21 protein-coding genes and 1 pseudogene are annotated in these 18,774 nt (G+C 66.9%); 7 read left to right on the plus strand and 15 right to left on the minus strand.

Annotated elements, in window-relative coordinates:
* Nucleotides 1-195: 195 nt before the first annotated feature.
* The 4 genes from AB8K43_RS03595 (at nucleotide 196) to AB8K43_RS03610 (ending at nucleotide 3,828) form a co-directional block, all read left to right on the plus strand.
* Nucleotides 196-996 (plus strand): ABC transporter ATP-binding protein, encoded by an 801-nt coding sequence (locus AB8K43_RS03595; RefSeq protein ID WP_370891575.1) that lies wholly within the window; start codon nucleotides 196-198, stop codon nucleotides 994-996.
* Nucleotides 993-1,790 (plus strand): ABC transporter permease, encoded by a 798-nt coding sequence (locus tag AB8K43_RS03600; RefSeq protein ID WP_370891577.1) that lies wholly within the window; start codon nucleotides 993-995, stop codon nucleotides 1,788-1,790. The genes AB8K43_RS03595 and AB8K43_RS03600 overlap by 4 nt, the downstream gene beginning before the upstream one ends.
* Nucleotides 1,791-1,922: 132 nt before the next feature.
* Nucleotides 1,923-2,702: a MerR family transcriptional regulator gene (locus tag AB8K43_RS03605; RefSeq protein ID WP_370891579.1), complete on the plus strand. Its 780-nt coding sequence runs from the start codon at nucleotides 1,923-1,925 to the stop codon at nucleotides 2,700-2,702.
* Nucleotides 2,703-3,432: 730 nt separating this feature from the next.
* The gene (locus AB8K43_RS03610) at nucleotides 3,433-3,828 is read left to right on the plus strand and encodes a tautomerase family protein (RefSeq protein ID WP_370891582.1); all 396 of its coding nucleotides are present in this window, start codon (nucleotides 3,433-3,435) and stop codon (nucleotides 3,826-3,828) included.
* Between the two features lie 48 nt (nucleotides 3,829-3,876).
* Here AB8K43_RS03610 and AB8K43_RS03615 read toward each other — a convergent pair whose 3' ends face one another.
* Nucleotides 3,877-4,266: a GNAT family N-acetyltransferase gene (locus AB8K43_RS03615; protein WP_370891584.1), complete on the minus strand. Its 390-nt coding sequence runs from the start codon at nucleotides 4,264-4,266 to the stop codon at nucleotides 3,877-3,879.
* Here AB8K43_RS03615 and AB8K43_RS03620 point away from each other — a divergent pair.
* Nucleotides 4,154-4,710 (plus strand): annotated as a pseudogene (locus AB8K43_RS03620) (IS3 family transposase); the annotation flags it as partial. The gene AB8K43_RS03615 and the pseudogene AB8K43_RS03620 sit on opposite strands and share 113 nt — an antisense overlap.
* Nucleotides 4,711-4,971: 261 nt before the next feature.
* Here the strand turns inward: AB8K43_RS03620 and AB8K43_RS03625 are convergent.
* The 7 genes from AB8K43_RS03625 to AB8K43_RS03655 all read right to left on the minus strand — a co-directional run bounded on the left by AB8K43_RS03625 (nucleotide 4,972) and on the right by AB8K43_RS03655 (nucleotide 11,255).
* The gene (locus tag AB8K43_RS03625) at nucleotides 4,972-5,328 is read right to left on the minus strand and encodes a hypothetical protein (RefSeq protein WP_370891586.1); all 357 of its coding nucleotides are present in this window, start codon (nucleotides 5,326-5,328) and stop codon (nucleotides 4,972-4,974) included.
* A 29-nt stretch (nucleotides 5,329-5,357) separates the two neighbouring features.
* Entirely contained in the window at nucleotides 5,358-5,744 is a 387-nt protein-coding gene (locus tag AB8K43_RS03630) for a TetR/AcrR family transcriptional regulator (protein WP_370891588.1), read from the minus strand.
* Nucleotides 5,745-6,395: 651 nt separating this feature from the next.
* Nucleotides 6,396-7,001, minus strand: coding sequence for a hypothetical protein (locus tag AB8K43_RS03635; protein WP_370891590.1), 606 nt, complete (start codon nucleotides 6,999-7,001; stop codon nucleotides 6,396-6,398).
* Nucleotides 7,002-8,056: 1,055 nt separating this feature from the next.
* Nucleotides 8,057-8,488 carry a VOC family protein gene (locus AB8K43_RS03640; RefSeq protein ID WP_370891592.1) on the minus strand — a complete coding sequence of 144 codons (432 nt, stop codon included), beginning with the start codon at nucleotides 8,486-8,488 and terminating at the stop codon, nucleotides 8,057-8,059.
* A 212-nt stretch (nucleotides 8,489-8,700) separates the two neighbouring features.
* Complete coding sequence (locus tag AB8K43_RS03645) at nucleotides 8,701-9,336, minus strand: M23 family metallopeptidase (protein ID WP_370891594.1); 636 nt, start codon at nucleotides 9,334-9,336, stop codon at nucleotides 8,701-8,703.
* Between the two features lie 473 nt (nucleotides 9,337-9,809).
* Nucleotides 9,810-10,097 (minus strand): hypothetical protein, encoded by a 288-nt coding sequence (locus AB8K43_RS03650; RefSeq protein ID WP_370891596.1) that lies wholly within the window; start codon nucleotides 10,095-10,097, stop codon nucleotides 9,810-9,812.
* A 45-nt stretch (nucleotides 10,098-10,142) separates the two neighbouring features.
* A complete protein-coding gene (locus AB8K43_RS03655) occupies nucleotides 10,143-11,255 on the minus strand; it encodes a DUF2332 domain-containing protein (protein ID WP_370891598.1) in 1,113 nt (370 codons plus the stop codon).
* Nucleotides 11,256-11,399: 144 nt separating this feature from the next.
* Here AB8K43_RS03655 and AB8K43_RS03660 point away from each other — a divergent pair, with 144 nt between their 5' ends.
* Nucleotides 11,400-12,257 carry an RCC1 domain-containing protein gene (locus AB8K43_RS03660; protein ID WP_370891600.1) on the plus strand — a complete coding sequence of 286 codons (858 nt, stop codon included), beginning with the start codon at nucleotides 11,400-11,402 and terminating at the stop codon, nucleotides 12,255-12,257.
* Between the two features lie 48 nt (nucleotides 12,258-12,305).
* Here the strand turns inward: AB8K43_RS03660 and AB8K43_RS03665 are convergent, their stop codons facing one another.
* The 5 genes from AB8K43_RS03665 to AB8K43_RS03685 all read right to left on the minus strand — a co-directional run bounded on the left by AB8K43_RS03665 (nucleotide 12,306) and on the right by AB8K43_RS03685 (nucleotide 16,036).
* Nucleotides 12,306-12,896 carry a carboxymuconolactone decarboxylase family protein gene (locus AB8K43_RS03665; protein ID WP_370891602.1) on the minus strand — a complete coding sequence of 197 codons (591 nt, stop codon included), beginning with the start codon at nucleotides 12,894-12,896 and terminating at the stop codon, nucleotides 12,306-12,308.
* Between the two features lie 12 nt (nucleotides 12,897-12,908).
* On the minus strand, nucleotides 12,909-13,271 hold the full coding sequence (locus AB8K43_RS03670) for a DsrE family protein (protein WP_370891604.1): 363 nt from the start codon (nucleotides 13,269-13,271) through the stop codon (nucleotides 12,909-12,911).
* Nucleotides 13,272-13,376: 105 nt separating this feature from the next.
* Nucleotides 13,377-14,492: an alpha/beta fold hydrolase gene (locus AB8K43_RS03675; RefSeq protein WP_370891606.1), complete on the minus strand. Its 1,116-nt coding sequence runs from the start codon at nucleotides 14,490-14,492 to the stop codon at nucleotides 13,377-13,379.
* 244 nt (nucleotides 14,493-14,736) lie between these two features.
* The gene (locus AB8K43_RS03680) at nucleotides 14,737-15,501 is read right to left on the minus strand and encodes an anti-sigma factor domain-containing protein (RefSeq protein WP_370891608.1); all 765 of its coding nucleotides are present in this window, start codon (nucleotides 15,499-15,501) and stop codon (nucleotides 14,737-14,739) included.
* Nucleotides 15,488-16,036 (minus strand): RNA polymerase sigma factor, encoded by a 549-nt coding sequence (locus AB8K43_RS03685; protein ID WP_370891610.1) that lies wholly within the window; start codon nucleotides 16,034-16,036, stop codon nucleotides 15,488-15,490. The genes AB8K43_RS03680 and AB8K43_RS03685 overlap by 14 nt, the downstream gene beginning before the upstream one ends.
* A 303-nt stretch (nucleotides 16,037-16,339) precedes the next feature.
* Here AB8K43_RS03685 and AB8K43_RS03690 point away from each other — a divergent pair, with 303 nt between their 5' ends.
* A complete protein-coding gene (locus AB8K43_RS03690) occupies nucleotides 16,340-16,921 on the plus strand; it encodes a fasciclin domain-containing protein (RefSeq protein ID WP_370891612.1) in 582 nt (193 codons plus the stop codon).
* 221 nt (nucleotides 16,922-17,142) lie between these two features.
* On the opposite strand, the gene AB8K43_RS03695 is transcribed toward AB8K43_RS03690, so the two are convergent.
* Both AB8K43_RS03695 and AB8K43_RS03700 read right to left on the minus strand, forming a co-directional pair.
* On the minus strand, nucleotides 17,143-18,378 hold the full coding sequence (locus AB8K43_RS03695; protein WP_370891614.1) for an RNA polymerase sigma factor: 1,236 nt from the start codon (nucleotides 18,376-18,378) through the stop codon (nucleotides 17,143-17,145).
* A gap of 6 nt (nucleotides 18,379-18,384) precedes the next feature.
* Nucleotides 18,385-18,771: a YciI family protein gene (locus tag AB8K43_RS03700; protein ID WP_370891616.1), complete on the minus strand. Its 387-nt coding sequence runs from the start codon at nucleotides 18,769-18,771 to the stop codon at nucleotides 18,385-18,387.
* Nucleotides 18,772-18,774 lie beyond the last annotated feature (3 nt).

Below are 18,774 nucleotides of genomic sequence, written 5' to 3' on the forward strand. Positions count from 1 at the left end.
AACTCTGATGCACCCTTATGCCGCGAACCGCGCGGTGACGGGTGCCCGACGGCGCCTCGAGCGACCGCTTCCTTGCGGCGGGGCGAGTTAGAACCCGCGCTGTGGCCGAACACCTGGCTGCGGTCGAGAAGGGGTGCCGCGGTGTGGCCGATCCCGCTTGACCTTAACCTTGCGTCAGGGCTGCAGGCTGCTGTCATGACCACAACACCAGCGATCGCGGTCCGCGATTTGACCAAGGCATTCGGCGACAACGCCGTTCTGCGCGGGGTCGACCTGGACGTCCCCGTGGGCCACATCGTGGCCCTGCTCGGTTCCAATGGGGCGGGTAAGACCACGGTCGTGCGGATCCTGTCCACCCTGCTCAAGGCGGACGGCGGCACAGCCACCGTTCACGGGTCCGACGTCAGTGTGGACCCCGGCACGGTCAGGGAGTCGATCAGCCTCACCGGCCAGTTCGCCGCCGTCGACGACGCCCTCACCGGACGCGAAAACATCATCCTCATCGCCCAGTTGCGGCACGTGCCGGACGCCCTCGCAGCCGCCGACAACCTGCTGCGCCGGTTCTCCCTGACCGACGCCGCCGACCGGAAGGCGGCAACCTACTCCGGTGGCATGCGCCGCCGGCTCGACATCGCCATGAGCCTAATCGGCGACCCGGCCGTCATCTTCCTGGACGAACCCACCACAGGCCTGGACCCGCAGGCCCGCAATGAGGTCTGGCATACCATCAAGCAGCTCGCCAGCGCCGGGACGACCGTGCTGCTCACGACCCAGTACCTCCACGAAGCCGAGCAACTCGCCGACCGGATTGCGATCCTGCACCAAGGACGCATCATCGCCGACGGAACCCTGACCGAGCTCAAGGCCCTCTTCCCGCCAACGACCCGAGAGCTCGTAGAGAAGCAACCCTCGCTCGAGGAGATCTTCCTCGCCATCGTCGGCGATCACGACACCCCCTGCACCCCTGACCCCACCATGCCCGAGGCCCACCGATGAGCACCCACGTTCTACGTGACACCACCGTCCTGACCAAGCGGTCCCTGCGGCACATCCTGCGCAGCCCCGACACCATCCTGACCACCGCCATCACCCCGATCGCGATGCTCTTGCTGTTCGTCTACGTCCTCGGCGGCGCGATCGCCAGCGGCGGCACCATCCCCGGCGCAAGCGGCGACCGCGGCAGCCGCGCCGCCTACGTTGACTACCTGCTACCCGGCATCCTGCTCATCACGGTGGCCTCCGGCATCGCCTACACCGCGTTCCGGCTGTTCACCGACGTCTCCAGCGGAGTCTTCGAACGCTTCCAGTCCATGCCTATCGCACGCTCCGCCGTGCTCTGGGGGCACGTGCTCACCTCCATCGTCGCCAACCTCATCGCACTCGTCCTCGTCACCGCGGTCGCCCTGCTCATCGGCTTCCGCTCCAGCGCAGGCGTACTCAACTGGCTCGCCATCGCCGGACTGCTCATCCTCTTCACCCTCGCCCTGACCTGGCTCGCCGTCATCCCCGGCCTCACAGCGACCTCCGTCGACGGCGTGAGCGGCTTCTCCTACCCGCTGATCTTCCTGCCGTTCATCAGCTCCGCGTTCGTGCCCACCGACGGTATGCCGCGTCCCGTCGCGTGGTTCGCCGAGCACCAACCCGTCACACCCATCGTCAACGCCCTGCGTCACCTCATGGCCAACCAACCGGTCGGCACCGACGGCTGGACCGCACTCGCCTGGTGCGTCGGGTTACTCGTCGTGGCGTACGCCCTGGCGATGATGACCTTCCGTCGCGAGCTCAAGTGAGCCAGCTGCATCCAGTCCGCGATACAACGAAGGAGATCGATTCGCCATGACCACCCCCACCGCCGCGCTGCAGTCGGTCTGGCGGGAAAGTCTTAACCGCCACGCGGGCAAGAAACGCGATTGACTGCAGCCATGCTCACGATCAGCCAGCTCGCGGCGTACGCCGGGGTAACCGTGCGCGCGGTCCGGCACTACCACGCCAAGGGACTGATCGCCGAGCCCGAGCGCGACCACTCCGGCTACCGCCGCTACGACGCCGCCGCCCTAGTCGAGCTCATTAAGATCCGCACCCTGGCCGAGGCCGGTGTCCCTCTCGCCCGAGTCCGGGAGCTCCTGCACGCCGACCAGGAACAGCTTGCGGCGGCGGTCGAGGACATCGACCGCCGCCTACGAGCGGAAATCCGTGAACGCCACAGCCACCGGAGGCGCATCGCACAGCTCGTTGCCGGCGACAGCCTCGCCCTACCTCCCGACGTGGTCGTCTACCTCGACCTGTTAAGGCAGCGCGGCGCCACCGAGGCGATGATCGCTCCAGAACGCAACGCCTGGATCCTCATGGCGGCCCGCTGGCCCGACCTGATCCCGGCCATGATGGCCGACAAAATCGCCCAGCTCGAGGATCGACGGGTTGCGCGGCTCTACGAGCTGTTCGGCCAGATCGCCGCCGAGTGGGACGCCTCCAGCGACGACGTCGAGACCCACCTCAAAGAGGCCGCAGACCTGCTCCACACACTCCTGCAGGCGGCCGACTCCACGGGCCATCTCGACAGCGCACAGCCCGCCGACACGTCCTACAACGACCTGATGGACTCCTTCGCCGACAACGCACACCCCGCCGTCGCTCGGCTTCGCGAACTGCTCTACGAACGCGGCTGGACCGGGTGGACCCGGGTGGAGAAGCGAGCACCCTGAATCGTTGCACCTCGGGTGGGTGAGACCAACCCCCGCGGCATCGGCCTTGACCAATCCGCACAAGGCGGAGCAGCCAGCAGTGACATAGTCACCGAGCCGGGCACGCTCATGCCGCGCCGGCGCGGTCTCTGCACGATCACACTGAGGAGCAGCGTTCGCGCAAAGTCCAGTGCTTAGTGCAGCGCAGTCATCGGTGCATCTCGGCACCCCTGCTTCTTCTGCCAACGCCTGATTTCGCGCGCCTGTCGACGTACAGCGAAGATTGCGCAGCGACTTTGCACACCGCTGACTAAGAGCCCGACTCCGGGCTGGTGGGGTCCTGACCTGCGGTGATCGGGCGCGCCCGACCTTGCACGACCCTGTCCAGGAGGTCGAATTGTGCAAGGTACCCCGCACGAGGTCGTGCAATCTTGGCTGCATCTCGACATCTGTATCTCGCGCGTGTTGCCCGCTGTGCGTTATTCACCAGGGTGACTCGTCTGGCCTTGAGGCCCGGACGGTATGGTTCGGATGACACAGCCGGTTGAAGCCGGCGCGTCCTCATGGGTGCGGGCCTGAAGGCAGGTCAACTGCCTGCCGAAAGCGGTGGGCAAGGCTGTGGAGCGCGTCAACGAGTGCGAAGGGGTGAACATCGGAGAGGTCGGTGTCGAAGGTGGCGGTCGGTCGCCCTCGGCAGCAGGAGCCGACGGCGGTTTGAGAACATGATCGGACCTATACGAAAGGGGTCGCCATGCCTTGGGCGCTCATCGAGGTCCGCCGCAAGTGGTCTCGCGAGCAAGAGATCGCGATCATCGACGCTGTGCATGGTGCACTTGTCGCCGCCTTCCAGATACCCCCGAAAGACAAGCACGTGCGTCTCCAGGTGCACGAGCCGCATCGCTTTGCGCACCCGCCGACGCTGACACAGCCTGAGAACGCGACGTTGGTAGCGGTCGACTGCTTCGCCGGTCGCTCGGTCGAGGCCAAGAGACGGCTCTACTCCGAGATCGTCGAGCGGTTGGAACCGTTGGGCATCCCTCGCGACCACGTCTCCATCACCTTGCGCGAAAGCCCCTCGGAGAACTGGGGCATCTCCGGCGGCCAGGCCGCCTGCGACGTGGATCTGGGTTTCAACGTCAACGTGTAGTCGCACTGACATGCTGCTGTCGGTGGGCCTTAGTCGGCCCGGCGCTCGTCAAGACGACGGATACAGGAAGGCCCGGCAGGGGATGCCCTCGTAGTCCTCACGCCCGTATTCGCGAAGGCCGGACTTCTTAGGCACGCGGGCGCTGGCGTCGTTGCCGACATGGACGATGGCTCTCAGCAGTGAGTTGCCGACGTTGGTCAGGTGCCAGTCGAAGAGTGCCGTCGCGATCTCGGTGGCAAGACCGTGGCCCCATAGTTCGCGGCGAATTAGGTAGTGTGTGGAAGATCTACTCCAGGCACGGATCGTCTCCGCGCCCGCCCGCGCCCGGGGCCGGTGGAAGAAGCCAGGCCCGCCGGTGCACGACGACCTGGTCGAGCGCGACTTCACCGCGGCCGGCCCGAACCGGTTATGGCTGACTGACCTGACCGAGCACCCCACCGCCGAGGGCAAGTTGTATCTGTGCGCGGTCAAGGATGTCTGGTCCCGGCGGATCGTGGGCTACTCCATCAGTGACCGGATGCCCTCAGCGTTAGCGGTCGACGCCCTCGAGATGGCTGTCGCCCGCCGCGGCCGTGACCTGGTCACCGGCTGCGTGGTGCACGCGGATCGGGGCAGCCAGTTCCGCTTCCGGCCCTATGTCGCTGCGTTGCACCGCTACGGGCTGGCGGGGTCCATGGGCCGGGTCGCTTCCAGCGCGGACAACGCCGCGATGGAGCGCTTCTTCGCCCTCCTTCAGAAGAACGTCCTCAACAGTCGCCGCTGGGCCACCCGGTCCGAACTGCGGCTGGCGATCGTGACCTGGATCGAACGCACCTACCACCGACGGCGCCGGCAACTATCCCTCGGCAAGTCCACCCGATCGAGTTTGAAACCATCTACTAGCCCGCGCACGCGGCCTGAACCACCACACCGGAAGTGTCAACCGAACCTTCAGCAGTCCCGACCAACCGAGCAGCCACCTACGACAAACTCCTCACCAACTTCAATGACGCGGGACAACGCCACCGCTGACAACGATCACCCACATAATGCCGATGTGCGGACGGGAGGAGACCCCCGGGATAGTCGGTGGAGTTTCCCGCTAGGAGGCCGGGCAATCTTGGTGGCGTCGGGCGGGTAGATGAGCGAGTGGGCCCATCCGGCTCAGCCGACAGCGTCGTTGATCTCGTCCACGAGCGCACGGGCGTCGGCCACGGTGAGGAAAAGTCGCGCGTAGTGCTCGTCCACGAGCTCGATCACGACCAGTTCGGTGGGGCCGCTGACGTTCCAGAAGTGCTTCTCGCCCTCAAGGGTCCAAGTCCCCGAGAACTTCTTGGGCAGCCCCAGCCCGGGCCCACGGATCCCCTTGTGGGCGGCCATGGCGCCGTCGTCCTGCGTCGCGCCCCGGACGTGCGCCAGGGGGATCTCCAGGCGGGAGGTGAACGACCACATCTTGTCCAGGCCGCGCGGCTCGACGACCATCAACTGCTGGTCGCGGTCAACGATGACGGTGTTGCTCATGAGGGTGCTCCTTCGTAGGTGGCGGTGTCTTAGCGGTGGATTGTGAGTCCGGAGCGGGCAAGCAGCCGCGCACCAAGCCACCGTGCGGCGTCCTCGCCGGCGGGAACGGCGACCAGCGCGTCGGCGCAGCGCTGGCGTACCTGGCGATCGCGCGACGCGAGCTCGAGGACGGCGACCAGCAGCAGGTCGACAGCACGGTCGGGTAGCGGCGTCCTCGCCTCTGGGGGCATGGCCCTGTCCAGGCAGCACAGGAAGAGCCCCCGCTTGGATCCGAAGGTCCCGTAGAGGCTGCCGCGGTGTACGCCGGTGGCGCCCACCAGGCGATCGATGGACGTCCCTTCGTAGCCCGTCTCCACGAAGCACGCGGTGGCCTGGTCGATGACGGTGCCGGGGTCGAAGCTGCGGGTGCGTCCCATGTGCAACACGATGGATGAAGAAGAACGGTCGGTCAAGAACGATCAGTCATAAATTTTGGGCATTAACCCCCAGTGATGCGAGCTCGACGGACACCGCACTGTCCCGCCGCTGTCCGCGCGATGTTTACGCGGTCGCCGGCCAGCTGATAGCTCGTGCAGGATGCCCTGCGTGGTGTCGTGCAATCTGCGCTGCATCTCGACATGTGCGTTATGGACCAGAGTGACTCTTCTGGCCTTGGAGGCGCGGACGGCCTGGTTTGGATGGCACCAGACGGTTGAAGCCAGCATCTCCTCATGGGTGCGAGCCTGAAGGTCGGCCAATTGCTCGGCGAAAGCGGTGGGCAAGGGTGTGGAGTGCGTCGACACGTACGTCGGGGTGCATGTCGGAGAACTCGGTGTCGAAAGGAGGCGTAGAGGCCGGCCACACGGGCCTAGGACCACCCTCCGTCTGCGCAGCGAGTCGGTGCTGCACGGGTGGCGCGAGGTGTTCGAAGACCGCTACCTGCACGCCGGCGGGCCCCAGCACACCGCTCTCTTCATCGAGAATGGTGAAGGATTCGAACTCGAACTCGTCGCCGACTGAGCACGCTGTTGTGCCGGGGGTTACGGTTCGCGCCAATGAGCGCCTCAAAATCTAGTCTGGTCCCATATTCAGCCGATCTTGGAAGCGAAGTCGACGACGGCGGCAGCGGTCGCCCGGTGATCACGGGCGGAGGCGACCATGCTCCCTGTCTCTAGCGCATGATCAGCCCCGGGCAGCTCGATCACCTCGCCGCGGCCAGTGAAGCCGTTCACCCACAACGGGTCTTGAGTCCCGCCCACGACCAAGTTGTCGGTGGGGTACGTGCGGATGCGTTGCTTCAGCGCTTCGCTCTCCGCTGGCATGGGATGCAGACCTGACGCTCTGAAGATTGGCGTGAGCCAGACGGCGGGGTAGCCGCGTTCGGCGCTCCAGTGTGCGGCCAATGTGCCGAGTGACTTCGCCACCACGAGCACTGGACCCGTCTGACGTTCTACCGCGTCTAGTTGTGCGGCCGCGCGCTCGACGAACCCTCGAGGATCGTGGGGGAGGCCTTCCAGGTGCCACTCGGCCTGCAGGACAACCCACCCGTCGGACCGAAGGGCTCGCGTCGTCTGTGCCAGCAGTGGCATCTCGCAGGAGTAGGCGCGACCGGGGAGCATCAACACAGTGCCGCGCCGCTTCAGCGCGTCGCGGTGCGCGGCCAGGGCTCGGAATCCGAGGCTCACTTCAGTCATGCACTTCACGCTTCCACGGATGCCCCTTGAAAGACGACAGTACGGTCGAACGAGCAAGGCCAGCCCCCGCATCTGCGGCCCCGCCGAGGACATTCGGACTTGCCGATCCGCGCGTTGCTCGTAGGGGCCGCGGCCGGAGGTTCACGCTGGGTCAGTCGGAGAGCTGGAACTTCACCATGACCCTCCAGGAGTGGTGCTGTGTCGAGAGGGCGGGGCCGGACCACAGCTCCCACCACTACGGCGCGGTGGACGATAGGCAGTAAGGGCCTGAGGGTCTTCTCGATGGACTGCAGGACGTCGACCGCACAGTCGTGGGCGACCGTCAGGCGCGGATAGATGTTGTCGAACGCACCGCCGTGGATCGGGTAGTCCGGGAACGCTGCTTCTACCTGTCGGGTGAGGCGCCATCCGGTGGGGGTCGCGCGAGTCCAGGAAGAGCACGTCGGTGTTCAACATGCCGCCTGGGTCTCGGAGGACACCGGCGTCCTCAGGCTGGGACTTGAATCTTGGGCAGGGGTTGTCATAGGAGGTGGCTGGTCAGGCGCTCAGCGCCGGCCGTGCAGCCACCACTAAGAAGCCCGGCGGCCAGAGCCAGCGCGAGGGAACGATGCGAGTTCTCCACGACAGGCCACCTACGTTCGGTTGACAGTCGGCCTCAGTGTGAGAGGGCGACCTGCCCCGTAGGCATGTAGTGGTGGGAAGTCCTCATCTACCGGTGTGTGCGCGTGTTTGCACGGCCGCATGGCAGAGGTGGGTTCGTCCAAGATGCCCTGCGTGGTGTCGCGCAATTTGCGCTGCACATCGACAGTCGCCCTATCCAGTTACGGCCCCGAGGACACCTCGTGCCCAGCTGCGGTAGCAGCGTGGGAGGCGTCTCTGTCGGAGCGGCTCCGGCGCCTCCGGCACTCGCGCTCATGCCGATGAGTGGTGGTTTGTCCCGCGCCAATCATCGGATCGCGTGACGCGATGGCGGGTTTAAGGTCAACGTGTACCGATCCGGATTCTTGCGGCGTCGCCGGCGAGGGATGATGGGTTCGGAGCCATGCGGAGACCCTTTAGCGCGGTGTGCACCCTCGCGATCCTGCCGCTAGCAGCTCCTCATGGCGCGCAGGTCGACTCGTCGATCTCAACCCTGCTGGAACGATGCGGTTGCCGAAGGGGTCGAAGGTGTGGAACCGGCGAACCCCCGGAATCTCGCCATCGCCTCGTACGCAGTTGTGCCCCTCGGCAGCAAGTCGCTCGTGAAGGTCATCTAGATCAGAAACCAGGAATGCCGGGTGGGCCTTCTGTGCCGGAGCGAAAGGGTCCTCGACCCCAAGGTGAAGCACCGCAGTCCCGGATTCGAACCAGCATCCTCCGCGGACCGCCAGCGCCGAGGGCTTGGCGACCTCCCTCATGCCCAGCAGCTCGCCGTAGAAGCCTCGCGCCAGGTCCTCGCCACCGCGCGGAATCGCTACCTGAACGTGGTCCAGTCCAGTGATCGCCATCGTCCCGCCCTTCTCTTGATATCAAGATAACAGAGGGGTGAGGGCCAGAGCGTGACTATTAGTTGCCGTCACTGCCGCTGTGCATGGCGCCTCGGAACCGAACGTGTGTGAGCGGGGCATTGAGGCGTTGTCGTTGGGCAAGTCGCGGTTTGAGTGGTGAGCTCGGCTTGACCTCAGATGCCGGCGACCGCAAGGCCATCGTGGGCGGGTGGCTAGTGCACCCATCCCCGCCACACCTGGCCGTTGCGTGGGAGGCCGCCGTCGAAGGTAATTGGCAGCGGCCGAGCCCGCTGCGGGTCTGGACCGTCCATAGCCTGCAGGTGCAGATGCGGTTCGGTGCTATTGCCCGAGTTTCCGCACTGGCCCAGTGGATGGCCCGCCTCGATCCGGCCATCGATGGCAACCGTCAACGACCCGCAACGGAGGTGTGCGAGGGCGACGTACACCCTGGGGGCGGTCTGGATGACCACATGGTTGCCAGCGAGTCCGGGCCACCCGCGTTGTACCCGACGCCGCTGGCCCAACGCGTAGCCAACGGAAGGGACCCCGCGGTAGGCATCGTGGTCGTGATCACTTCCGTGCACCGCGACGACGGTCCCGGACACGGGCGCGAGTACGGGCATACCGAAACCCGGGAACCGCTCCAGTGGTTCGGGCCGAAGGATGGTGCGCAGCGTGACGGGCGCGGTCCGCCCGGTTTGGTCCACGGGCACGAGGTCGATCGAGTATGCAGTCGCGAACCGCTCCGTCCCGTGGCTCGGCACCCGATTTGCTGGGCTGTTCTGCACCAGGCAGGGGCCGGTGAAGGGGGGCTGGAGCACGACAGCACTCTCGGTGCTGTCGCTCATCGGGTCACGGCCTCCCGAAACTCGCACTACAGCAGGTTAGAGCGCGAGTGACGGGGATTGTTGAGGGTCGGGACCCCTGCCTGACCCGCAAGGTGAGTGTCCCCTTCAAGCAGTCAGGCATCGAGGCAGAACCCTCACTTTCAGGTCGGGAGTCGGTAGGTCCCTCGGACGCGCGGTCTCCTTCACTCCCCTTGCCGAGGACGTCCGGAGCCCATGCGGGAAGGGCTTGTGTGCTGTCTTCGTTGAAGTAGATGCGTAGCGAAGCGTGCCTGTGTCGTGGGCCGCGACGATCTCGCGACAGCGCTCGCTGAGTCGCTGGAAGTGCGTCGATGTCTGCACCGGCGACACAAACAGCGCGCATCACCGCATCAGAGAGGCCGGTTCCGCACAGATCGAGCGCCGCTGAGATCGCGGTCGACGAACTCCTCCGACTTTCCCGCGACCTGGTGGGTCCTCGTCTGGCACTCCCCGCCTCAACTATCCGTTGCGGCGGACCACCCTTCGTCATCGGCCAGCGCTCCGGCATCCGTCTCCGGCGGAGGGGTGCGTGCGTCGCGGAGCAATTGGTCGTCGAGTGCGGCGTTCTCCTCAGAAGGGAGTCCATCGACATCGTCACCGTGAGTCCTTGGAACTCCGGACTCCTCGAGGTGTTCGGCGTGCTCGATCGACTCCTGCTCGAGAGAGTCGGCCTCGGCGAGGCGAGATGCCTCGAGGCGCGCCTTGTCGTCAGGGGACAGATCATCCGGTGGGGTATCACTCATCAGACTTCCTCCATCGCATCGCGGCGGATGTTCGTCTTGACGACGCTAGCAGCGCGCGGCCAGCGAGGGGTGTTGCGAGACGGACATACTCGTGCCCTTCCGGAAGAGGACTGGCATGCCGCTAAGACGTTTTGGATCAGACCAGCTCGATCGGCGGGCCATGGTGATGGCTGCGCGCGACCACATGTCCGTCGACGGTGAGCTGCGGTCCGTGGTGAGCGATCGTGTACCCGTCCCCGCCATCCGCAGGTGGGACCCCTTCCATCGTGATGTGGGCGATCGGCATCCTGGCGCGGGCCGCCCCAACGACGTCGTCGACTGCGGTTGCTTCGGAAGGGGGCGCCAGTACTGGCGGGTGATCGATTGCCACACGACGGTAAGCACCTCGGGCGGCATGGGTTCGGCAAGGTGACGTTGGAGCCACTGGCTGGCGCTCGCGCGGTCGACCCGCACGGGATGGATTGCGGCGACGCGCAGTGCTGCCTCCAGCCGAGCGTGTCGGTCGAGGTCGAAGGGCCAGACGAACGAGGTGAGGTACCGCGCGCCGTCGGGGGAGGACGCGTCGACGGGCTGGAGGTCGCATCCGCGGCGAGCCACGATCTGAAGCGTTTCGGGGCGGGCGTTCGCGGCCCGGGTGTCGAGGAGAAGGGGGCTCTGCGCGTCGCCCCACGACCAGCCCGGGCCGATGATCCGGTAACGGTCGACGTGCAGGTTGAGGCCACCGGAAGCGCCGATTTCAAGGAGCCGTATCTGCCTCAACTCGCTCCTCCGCACGGCGTGAAACAGCCCGACGGCGAGGCAGGCTGCTCGGCCGGGTTCATTGGTTTGAGGCGGTAGGTCCAGGGCCCGGCGCAACTCGTCCTCGTGCTCGGTCAGCACGTCCCGCATCACCGGCCAGCACTCGCTGGCGTCGGCGGTACCGCCAAGCGCCGGATAGAAGCGCTCGAGCTGGGGCGCGTCGCCACGCAAGACCACGCGGAAGACCCCTGCGAGAAGCCGGAGTTGGACCGCGCCGCTGCGCGGGGCGTCGAGGTGGTTGCGGCAAATCGACGCGACGATGCCGCCGGCGTCGAGGTCGTCGGCCATTGCCTGGAAGAGGACGCCGTACAGATGGTCGCGGGGACCGAAGTGTCGTCGGAAGTGCTCCGAGAGAGCCATCGGCCTATCTCATCAGAGTTGGATCCGACGATCGGCAGCAACTCGTCGACCCGCGCAGACGGGACGGCGGATGAGCCTCCCGCGGTGGACCGGGTGGCATCGTGCGAGATACACGGTCGCGCTGGCCCGACCTGAGGAGGAGAAGTGGACGACGCCCCGGTTCTGATCATCGTCGATGCTGGGCGTCGCCATTCAATTGGTCTGCGGCGCAACGGAACGGTCGTGGCAACCGGACATGGCGGAGCTGGCGAACTCGCCGTCGGTCACTGGACCGACGCGATCTCGGTCGCCGCAGGCAACGTTCACCCAGCGAAGAACACCGGCCAGTCCCACAGTGTCGCCCTACTCCGTGGAGGGCAGGTCCGCGCCACCGGGTGGAATGGCGACGGTCAGTGCGACGTCCAGACCTGGGCCGGGGTCGTCGCGATTGCGGCGGGCTGGCGGCGCACCCTCGGGGTGCTAGGTGACGGGACGGTCATCGCGGCTGGACGTCGCGGTGAAGGGGCCTGCGAGGTCTCCTCGTGGCGCGATGTCGTCGCCGTCTCGTGCGGCGATTGGCACTCGGTCGGGCTGCGCGCCGACGGCACCGCGGTTGCGGCGGGCAGTAACCAGTGCGGCCAGTGCGATGTGCAGGAGTGGAAGGACTTGCGCGCCATCTCAGCGGGCTATCTCCATACGGTCGCGGTGACCCGTGAAGGGAGGGTAGTGGCGACGGGGGCTGAGGCGACCGGAGCCTTGCGCATAGATCAGTGGCGAGACGTTGTGTCGGTAGCGGCCGGGAGCCTCCACACGGTGGGGCTCACGTCGAGCGGCCGCGTGCTAGCCACTGGGAACAACGACGACGGCCAGTGCGACGTGGATACCTGGACCGGTGTCGTCGCGATCGCCGCCGGGGCGCAACACACGCTCGGCCTCCGTCGGGACGGGTCGGTGGTCGCTACCGGTCGCAATGACGTCGGGCAAGCCGAGGTCGCCCAGTGGTCCGACCTCCGGACCCCGTGACCCCCTTCGTCAGACAGCCACTCGGGATGGTGCGCCGTCGGCATCGGGTCAGCCTGGACCCGGCTTCCGGCCGACGGTGAGCACGCCCAGCGCTGCCGGGGCGAACTCCGCTGCGGTGGCGGCGTCGAGGTGCGCGCCCAGGCTGTCGAGCACGGTCGTGAAGAAGAGGCGAAGACCGACGGTGTACGCGATGTCGGCGATCGCGGCGTCGTCGAGGCCGACCGCGCGCAAGGCGTCGATGTCCCCTTTCACGATCGACGCTGGATCGCGGGCGATCTGGCTCGCGAAGCGGTACACCGCCGCATCCTCTTCGCTCAGGGTCTCGCCGGTCGGATCCTCAAGCAGCGCGTCAAGGGTCGGCTGGTCGTCGCAGACATCGCGAAGGAACTTCGAGTGCGCCACCGCGCAGTAGGTCGACCGGCGCGCGCGAGCCGCTGCGATCGTGACCAACTCGAACCGGCGTCGATCCATGGGTTCGCGGATCGTCTTGGCGAGTTCCAACCACGCATCCGCGACGCGAGGGCGCGGCGCGAAACATCCGGCGTAGTCGGGCACGAACCCCCACGCCGCACGCTGGCCTTCGACATAGCGCCCGAAGGCCTCAGCCTGGTCGGGCTCCGGCACCGCCGAGATATACATGTCGCCGCGTCCCTAGTAACTGAAGGTGGTCGCGCCCTCGTCGCCGATCCACTCCCAGAGCTGGACCGAGCCACCCTTCGTCGCGTTGTCGATGAGCTTGGTGGCGTCGATCTCCTTCGCGTCGACGCAGATGCTGCACGCGAGCATTTCTCCGCCGGCGGCGGCGTAGCGCTGGAGGAGTTCCTCGAGGGGAGGGCAACCGTTGCAGGCCACCGCCCGCGCGACGCCGGGCACCGCGAGGCGCACCGCCTCCTTCGTCAGGAACATCATCGTCGGGCGGCCGGACTCCGCGGCGCCGACGGCGACGAGGAAGGCGACGGTGACCCGCTCCGCATCCTCGAGCCCGGTGGTGAGGCTGATTGCTGCCTTGCCCATGAGAAACCTCCCTGTCCGCGGCGGGCGATGACCCGCCGTCGATTCGACGGTAGGGGCGAGCACGGGGGTGGCGCTAGCGTGCCGTCACCCAATCCGCCGACCTGGTCAGGGGATCGGTGTCGGTCGACGCGTACCGGAATCGTCACGCAGCAAGATCGCCACGGCGCCAGCGCGCGCGGCGGGTCCGGAGAGCCCCAGCTTGGCGTAGATCCGCTGCAGATGTCGCTCGACGGTGCGCACGCTCAGATGGAGATCAGCGGCGATGTGCGCGTTGTCGAGCCCCTGTGCGGCAAGGCGCAGGACATCGACTTCGCGTGCGGAGAGGTCAGGCAGACCCCCTTCGGAGACGACGGCCTCGCTCGCTCCTTCGCGCAGGAAGGCCGTCACCTCGCGGATGAAGACCTGCCAGGCGGGCTCATGCTCCAAGAGGATGTGGTTATTGCTCTCCAGCGGGATCAGGCGCGCCCCGGGGATCTCGGAGGCGAGGGTCCGCGCGTGCTCGAAGGAGTTCATCCGCTCATGCCGCGAATGGATGACCAGCGTCGGGACGTCGATCAGGGGCAAGAGGTCACGCGAGTCGGCCTTGCCCCGCTCGACTCGGGACGCCGACGCCGTCCGCGCCGTCACCGCGCGCTGGTGCAGATCGTCGACCCACGCCATCTGCTCCTCGGTCGCGTCGGGGATCAGCATCGTAGTAAAGACCCGGCGGAAGGTGGGGTCCTTGCGGTCCCACCCCGCGCGGATCAGGGCCTGGAAGGCGTCCTCGAGGTCGCGGTCATCGTCGGTGACGTGCATCCCTGGCGCGGCGTAGGTACTGGCACACACGAACCTCGTCACCCGACCGGGATGGTCGTGGATGTACCGCAACGACACCGGCCCGCCCTGAGCCATGGCGATCAGGGCGAACTGGTCCAATCCCGCGGCCTGGGCCACGGCCGCGAGATCGTCAACCCGGCGATCGAGACTGAAGTCGGTGACGTCTCGATCAGAGAGCCCATGCCCCCGCTCATCGAAACGGATCACCGTCGCCACCCGGCCGAGTTCGACGAGGTAATGACGCCACACGGGGCTGCGCCAGTCGAACTCCAGATGGCTCAGCCAACAGGCGTCGAGCAGGACCGGAGGGCCCTCGCCGTGGACGGCGTAGGCGATCCGCACGCCGTCGCTCGAGGTGCAAAATCGCAGCCTCTGCGAGGCTTCGAGCTCTGCGGCCGTCCGCATAACGTTCGAGGGTAGTCCTCTGCCACTCGCGGCGCTCTCCTTAACGCAGGCTCGGTGAGCTCGCCGGAGCAGCGCCGCCCCCTTCGAGGTCATAGCGGTGGGCGATCACCCCGTCGAGGTGACGGTAGGGGACGAAGCCGAGGGATTGGTAGTAGCCGAGAGCATGCGGACTCCGCGCACCACCCCGTTGTGAAGGAGGGGCTCGAACGACCGGCAGGGACGAGCGATCGACGCCTCCGCCGGGTCAGGCCAGCACCCCACGCGCAAGGGTCTTGCCCGAGTGGGCCGGGTTGTCATCGAAGGGTTCGTCGGAGATGTCGACGATCACATATCCGGCGTCAATCAGTGTTTGAGAGACCTCGAAGGTCTGCTCCGTCGCGCCCGGTGGCAGCACACCGATCGAGACCATTCGCTGCTGATCCTTGTTGATGAGCCAGACCGCAAGGTAGCCATCGGGTGCGTCCATCGGCTCGGTCGTGACCTTCAGGGTCAGGGACGAACCGGTACGGACGAGGTCGGCCTCTCCCTTCGCCACGTTGGTATCCAGGGTGTCGAGGTTCGCCTGCTTGACCACCGTCGTCGTCGGCTCGTTGTGGTTGACGAGGGCGACGGTCCCGCCACCGATGAGCAGGCCAGCGGCGGCCGCGGCGGCTGCCCAGGGGAGGACGAGCCGAGTGCGCGACGGCGACCTCTTCTTCCGCCCTTCGGAGAGGTTAGGGCCGGACCCAGTATCGCCCTCACGCTCGACGAAGGGGGAGTGCGCGGGCCGCTCGGGCAGTGACGCGGCGCGCTGGTCAGTGGTGTCGGTATTGTCGACGATCCGAGTCCACACCTGGTCTGGTGGAGGCGTCAACGAGGTGGGCCCACCCGATAGCGCCGCGGCGATGCCCGCGATCTCGGCAACCTCGGCGCGGCATTGAGCGCACTCGCCGACATGCCGTGCGATCTCCTCCTCGGAGTTTTCGCCGAGCGCGTACCCCGCGAGAGCTTCGGGCTCAGGATGCATCATCGTGCACCTCCTTGAGGTGGGCGCGGAGGTGGAGCAGACCTCGTCGGATATGAGACTTCACCGTGCCGATCGGCAGGTCTAAGGCGGTTGCGATGGCCTGGTGGGTCTGGTCTTGGTAAAAGGCCATGGCGATGATGGTGCGGCGCGGCTCGTCAAGCCCCTCGACCAAACCAGCCAGCATGATCCGATCCTCCGGCCCATCGCCGGGTGGGTCCGCTCGGGTCACCTCCGGGTCGGCGACGACGGTGACTCTCGAGCGCGCGGCGTAATGATCGGCGCACCTGTTGCGAGTGATCCCGACCAGCCAGCCAGCCAGCGTGCCCCGCTCCGGGTCGAGGCTGCGGCGTCCTCGCCACGCGGAAACAAACACCTGCTGGGTGATGTCCTCTGCGTCCTGATGGTGGCCGACCGAACGCAACGCCAATGAGTGCACGAGCGGCCCCCATCGGCGGTACGCCTCGGCTAACGCGGCCTGATCGCCATCGCGCAGACGGCGGGCGAGCGAGCGGACATCTAGATCCGCTTCGGTGGTCACCACATGATCGTATCGACCGGCCCGTCGTGTGCTGGGCGCCCGGGTGCTGCGCGAGTGCGCTTCGGCATTGATCGTTCCTCTCAATGGGGGGCGGAGGAGGGGGACCCCCCGTCACCTTCTATTACTGCCAGGCGTTGCCCGACGGATGCACGGGAGGGTGTGAATTGGTCGACGGGGTCATCTCTCCCAGCACCGAGAAAAAGAAATCCAGGTCTTGGTGCATCCGGATCGGGCCATGACGAGGAAGTAGGGGTGTCACATCAGCCGAAGGACCACCGGTCCTTGCGTCCGAAAGGAAGCCCCATGCGTCGCTCCCTCCTGATCGCCCCCGTCGCTGCCCTCGCTCTCGGCCTAACCGCCTGCGGGAGTTCCGACGACTCGGCGGCCACCGACACCACCACGACCAGCCCGATGACGTCCGAAACCACGACGTCTCAGAGTCCGATGCCCGAAGAGAAGGACATCGTCGACACGGCCGTGGCCGCGGGCAGCTTCAAGACCCTCGCTACCGCCCTGACCGAGGCCGGCTTGGTCGACACCCTGAAGGGCGATGGCCCCTTCACGGTCTTCGCACCCACGGATGAGGCCTTCGACAAGCTCCCCGACGGGACGCTGGACAGCCTCCTGGCATCCCCCGAAGACAAGCTGAAGCCGATCCTCACCTACCACGTGGTCGAAGGGAAGGTTCTCGCCAAGGACGTCGCCACCATGGACGGCGAGAAGGTCAAGACCGTCAACGGTGCCGAACTCACCATCGAAGTGGGCGGCGACGAGGTCATGCTCGTCGACGCGACCGGGGCGAAGGCCAAGGTCACCCAACCCGATGTGATGGCGAGCAACGGGGTCATCCACGTGATCGACACCGTCCTGATGCCCACGAAGTAAAACGCTCGACAAGCCTCACGGTCGGCGAGCCCCCAGGTTCGCCGACCGTGATGTGCGTGGACGCGCGGCGGCGCCTGCGACCACCCACCACCTGAAGGGGGTCAGCGAGGCGACCCTCGGCGGCCGCGTCGAGGGTCGCGGTGAGGCCTTGCCGCAAGTCCCCCCCCACCGACCGCTAACCTGAAATGCGCCCCCGACCTGCCCACATCGTTTAGGGGGCGTTAGCGACAGTGGTCGGCTCGGTCGTTCAGGTAGATCTGCTCCGGTATCGAGGCGGTGAGCGCAGCCGCTCGTCGATAGCACGCCTCCGCTTCGGGGTCCCCGATGGCGTCGAGGAGGTGGGCGCGCGCCGCGAGCACGCGGTGATCGCGCGGCCGTCGCCTCACCAAGTCCTCCAGGGCGCGAAGCCCCGCCCGCGGACCGTCCGCTTCGCTCACCGCGATCGCAGCCCCAAGGTCAACCGCTGGGCTCGGAGCCACGGATCCCAACATGTCGTACAGCGCCCGAATCTGCGGCCAATCGGTCTCTGCGAAGGTCGCCGCTGTCGCGTGGACCGCGGCGATGGCTGCCTGCAATTGGAAGGTGCCGACCCTCCCTTCGGGCAACGATCTCTCGAGCAGCGCGACGGCTTCGTCGATCGCGTCCCGGTCCCACAGCACTCGGTTCTGCTCGGGAAGGGGTATCAGCCGCCCCTTCACGATGCGACTGGAGGACCTGGCGTCGACGAGGAGCATCAGCGCCAGCAGACCAGCGGTCTCGCCATCCCTTGGGACCGCGCGATGGAGGCGCCGCGTCAGTCGGATCGCCTCTCGCGTTAGCCCTTCGTCGATCACCTCAGGTCCGGTCGTGAGGGTTGAACCGGCGGTGAAGATCAGGTGTAGCACGTGACGCACGGCGTGGAGGCGGCGTGGCAGGTCGCGAAGGGGGACCGGTCCGAACGATGCGCCGGCCTCCCTCAGCGTGCGCTTGGCGCGACTGATCCGCTGGGCGGCACTCGACTCGGGGATGAGCAGCCCGTCGGCGACCTGACGCGTGGAGAGGCCGGCGACCGCGCGCAAGGTGAGGGCGACCGCCGACCCGGCGGTGAGAGCGGGGTGGCAGCACAGCACCAACAACTGCAGGGAGTCGTCAGCGTCGGTGACGCTGGTTGCCGGCGCGGTGGGCCGGTCCACTTCGGCAGCGTAGGCATCGCTCATTTCGCGGCGGTTGCGCGCCTGATCCGCCCTTCGGGCATCGATGAGTCGGCGGGAGGCCACCCTGATCAGCCAACCGCGTGGGTTGCTGGGCGCGCCGTCGACCGGCCATTGAAGGGAGGCCGCGAGGCAGGCTTCCTGCGCGGCGTCTTCGCAATCCTCCAGCGCGTCACCCCGGCGAAGCAGTGCCGCCAGGACGTGCGCGGCTTCGCGCCGCCACACCTCCTGCACGCCACCCTCGGTCGATGGTGAAGTCTCGGGCATGAGCGCCTAGGAGTGGCAGCCCGGCGTCATCACCGGACGCAACTCGACCGTGTCGCCCGGACACGAGAACGCCGCGGCGATCTGCTCGGCACGCTCCTGCGTCTCAACGTCGATCAGGAAGAAGCCCGCGAGGTGTTCCTTCCCTTCCGCATACGGCCCGTCGGTCGGCAGCGGCTGCTCATCGAAGTGGAACACTCTGGCTGCCTCCGGCGCCCCCAGGGGACAGCCGTACACCACTTCCCCATTGGCATCGGCCTCGCCGAAGACCCGCTCCCAGTGCGCGCCGAGCTCATCTTGCTTCTCCTGCGGCAGCGCCTGGTACTCCGGCGTGTGGTCACACGTGGGGTGGGCCCACGGGCGCGGGTTGGAGTGGATCAAGATCACGAACTTCATCTA

It is taken from the genome of Janibacter sp. GXQ6167 (assembly GCF_041365945.1).
In the GTDB taxonomy this organism is placed as follows: domain Bacteria; phylum Actinomycetota; class Actinomycetes; order Actinomycetales; family Dermatophilaceae; genus JBGFSK01.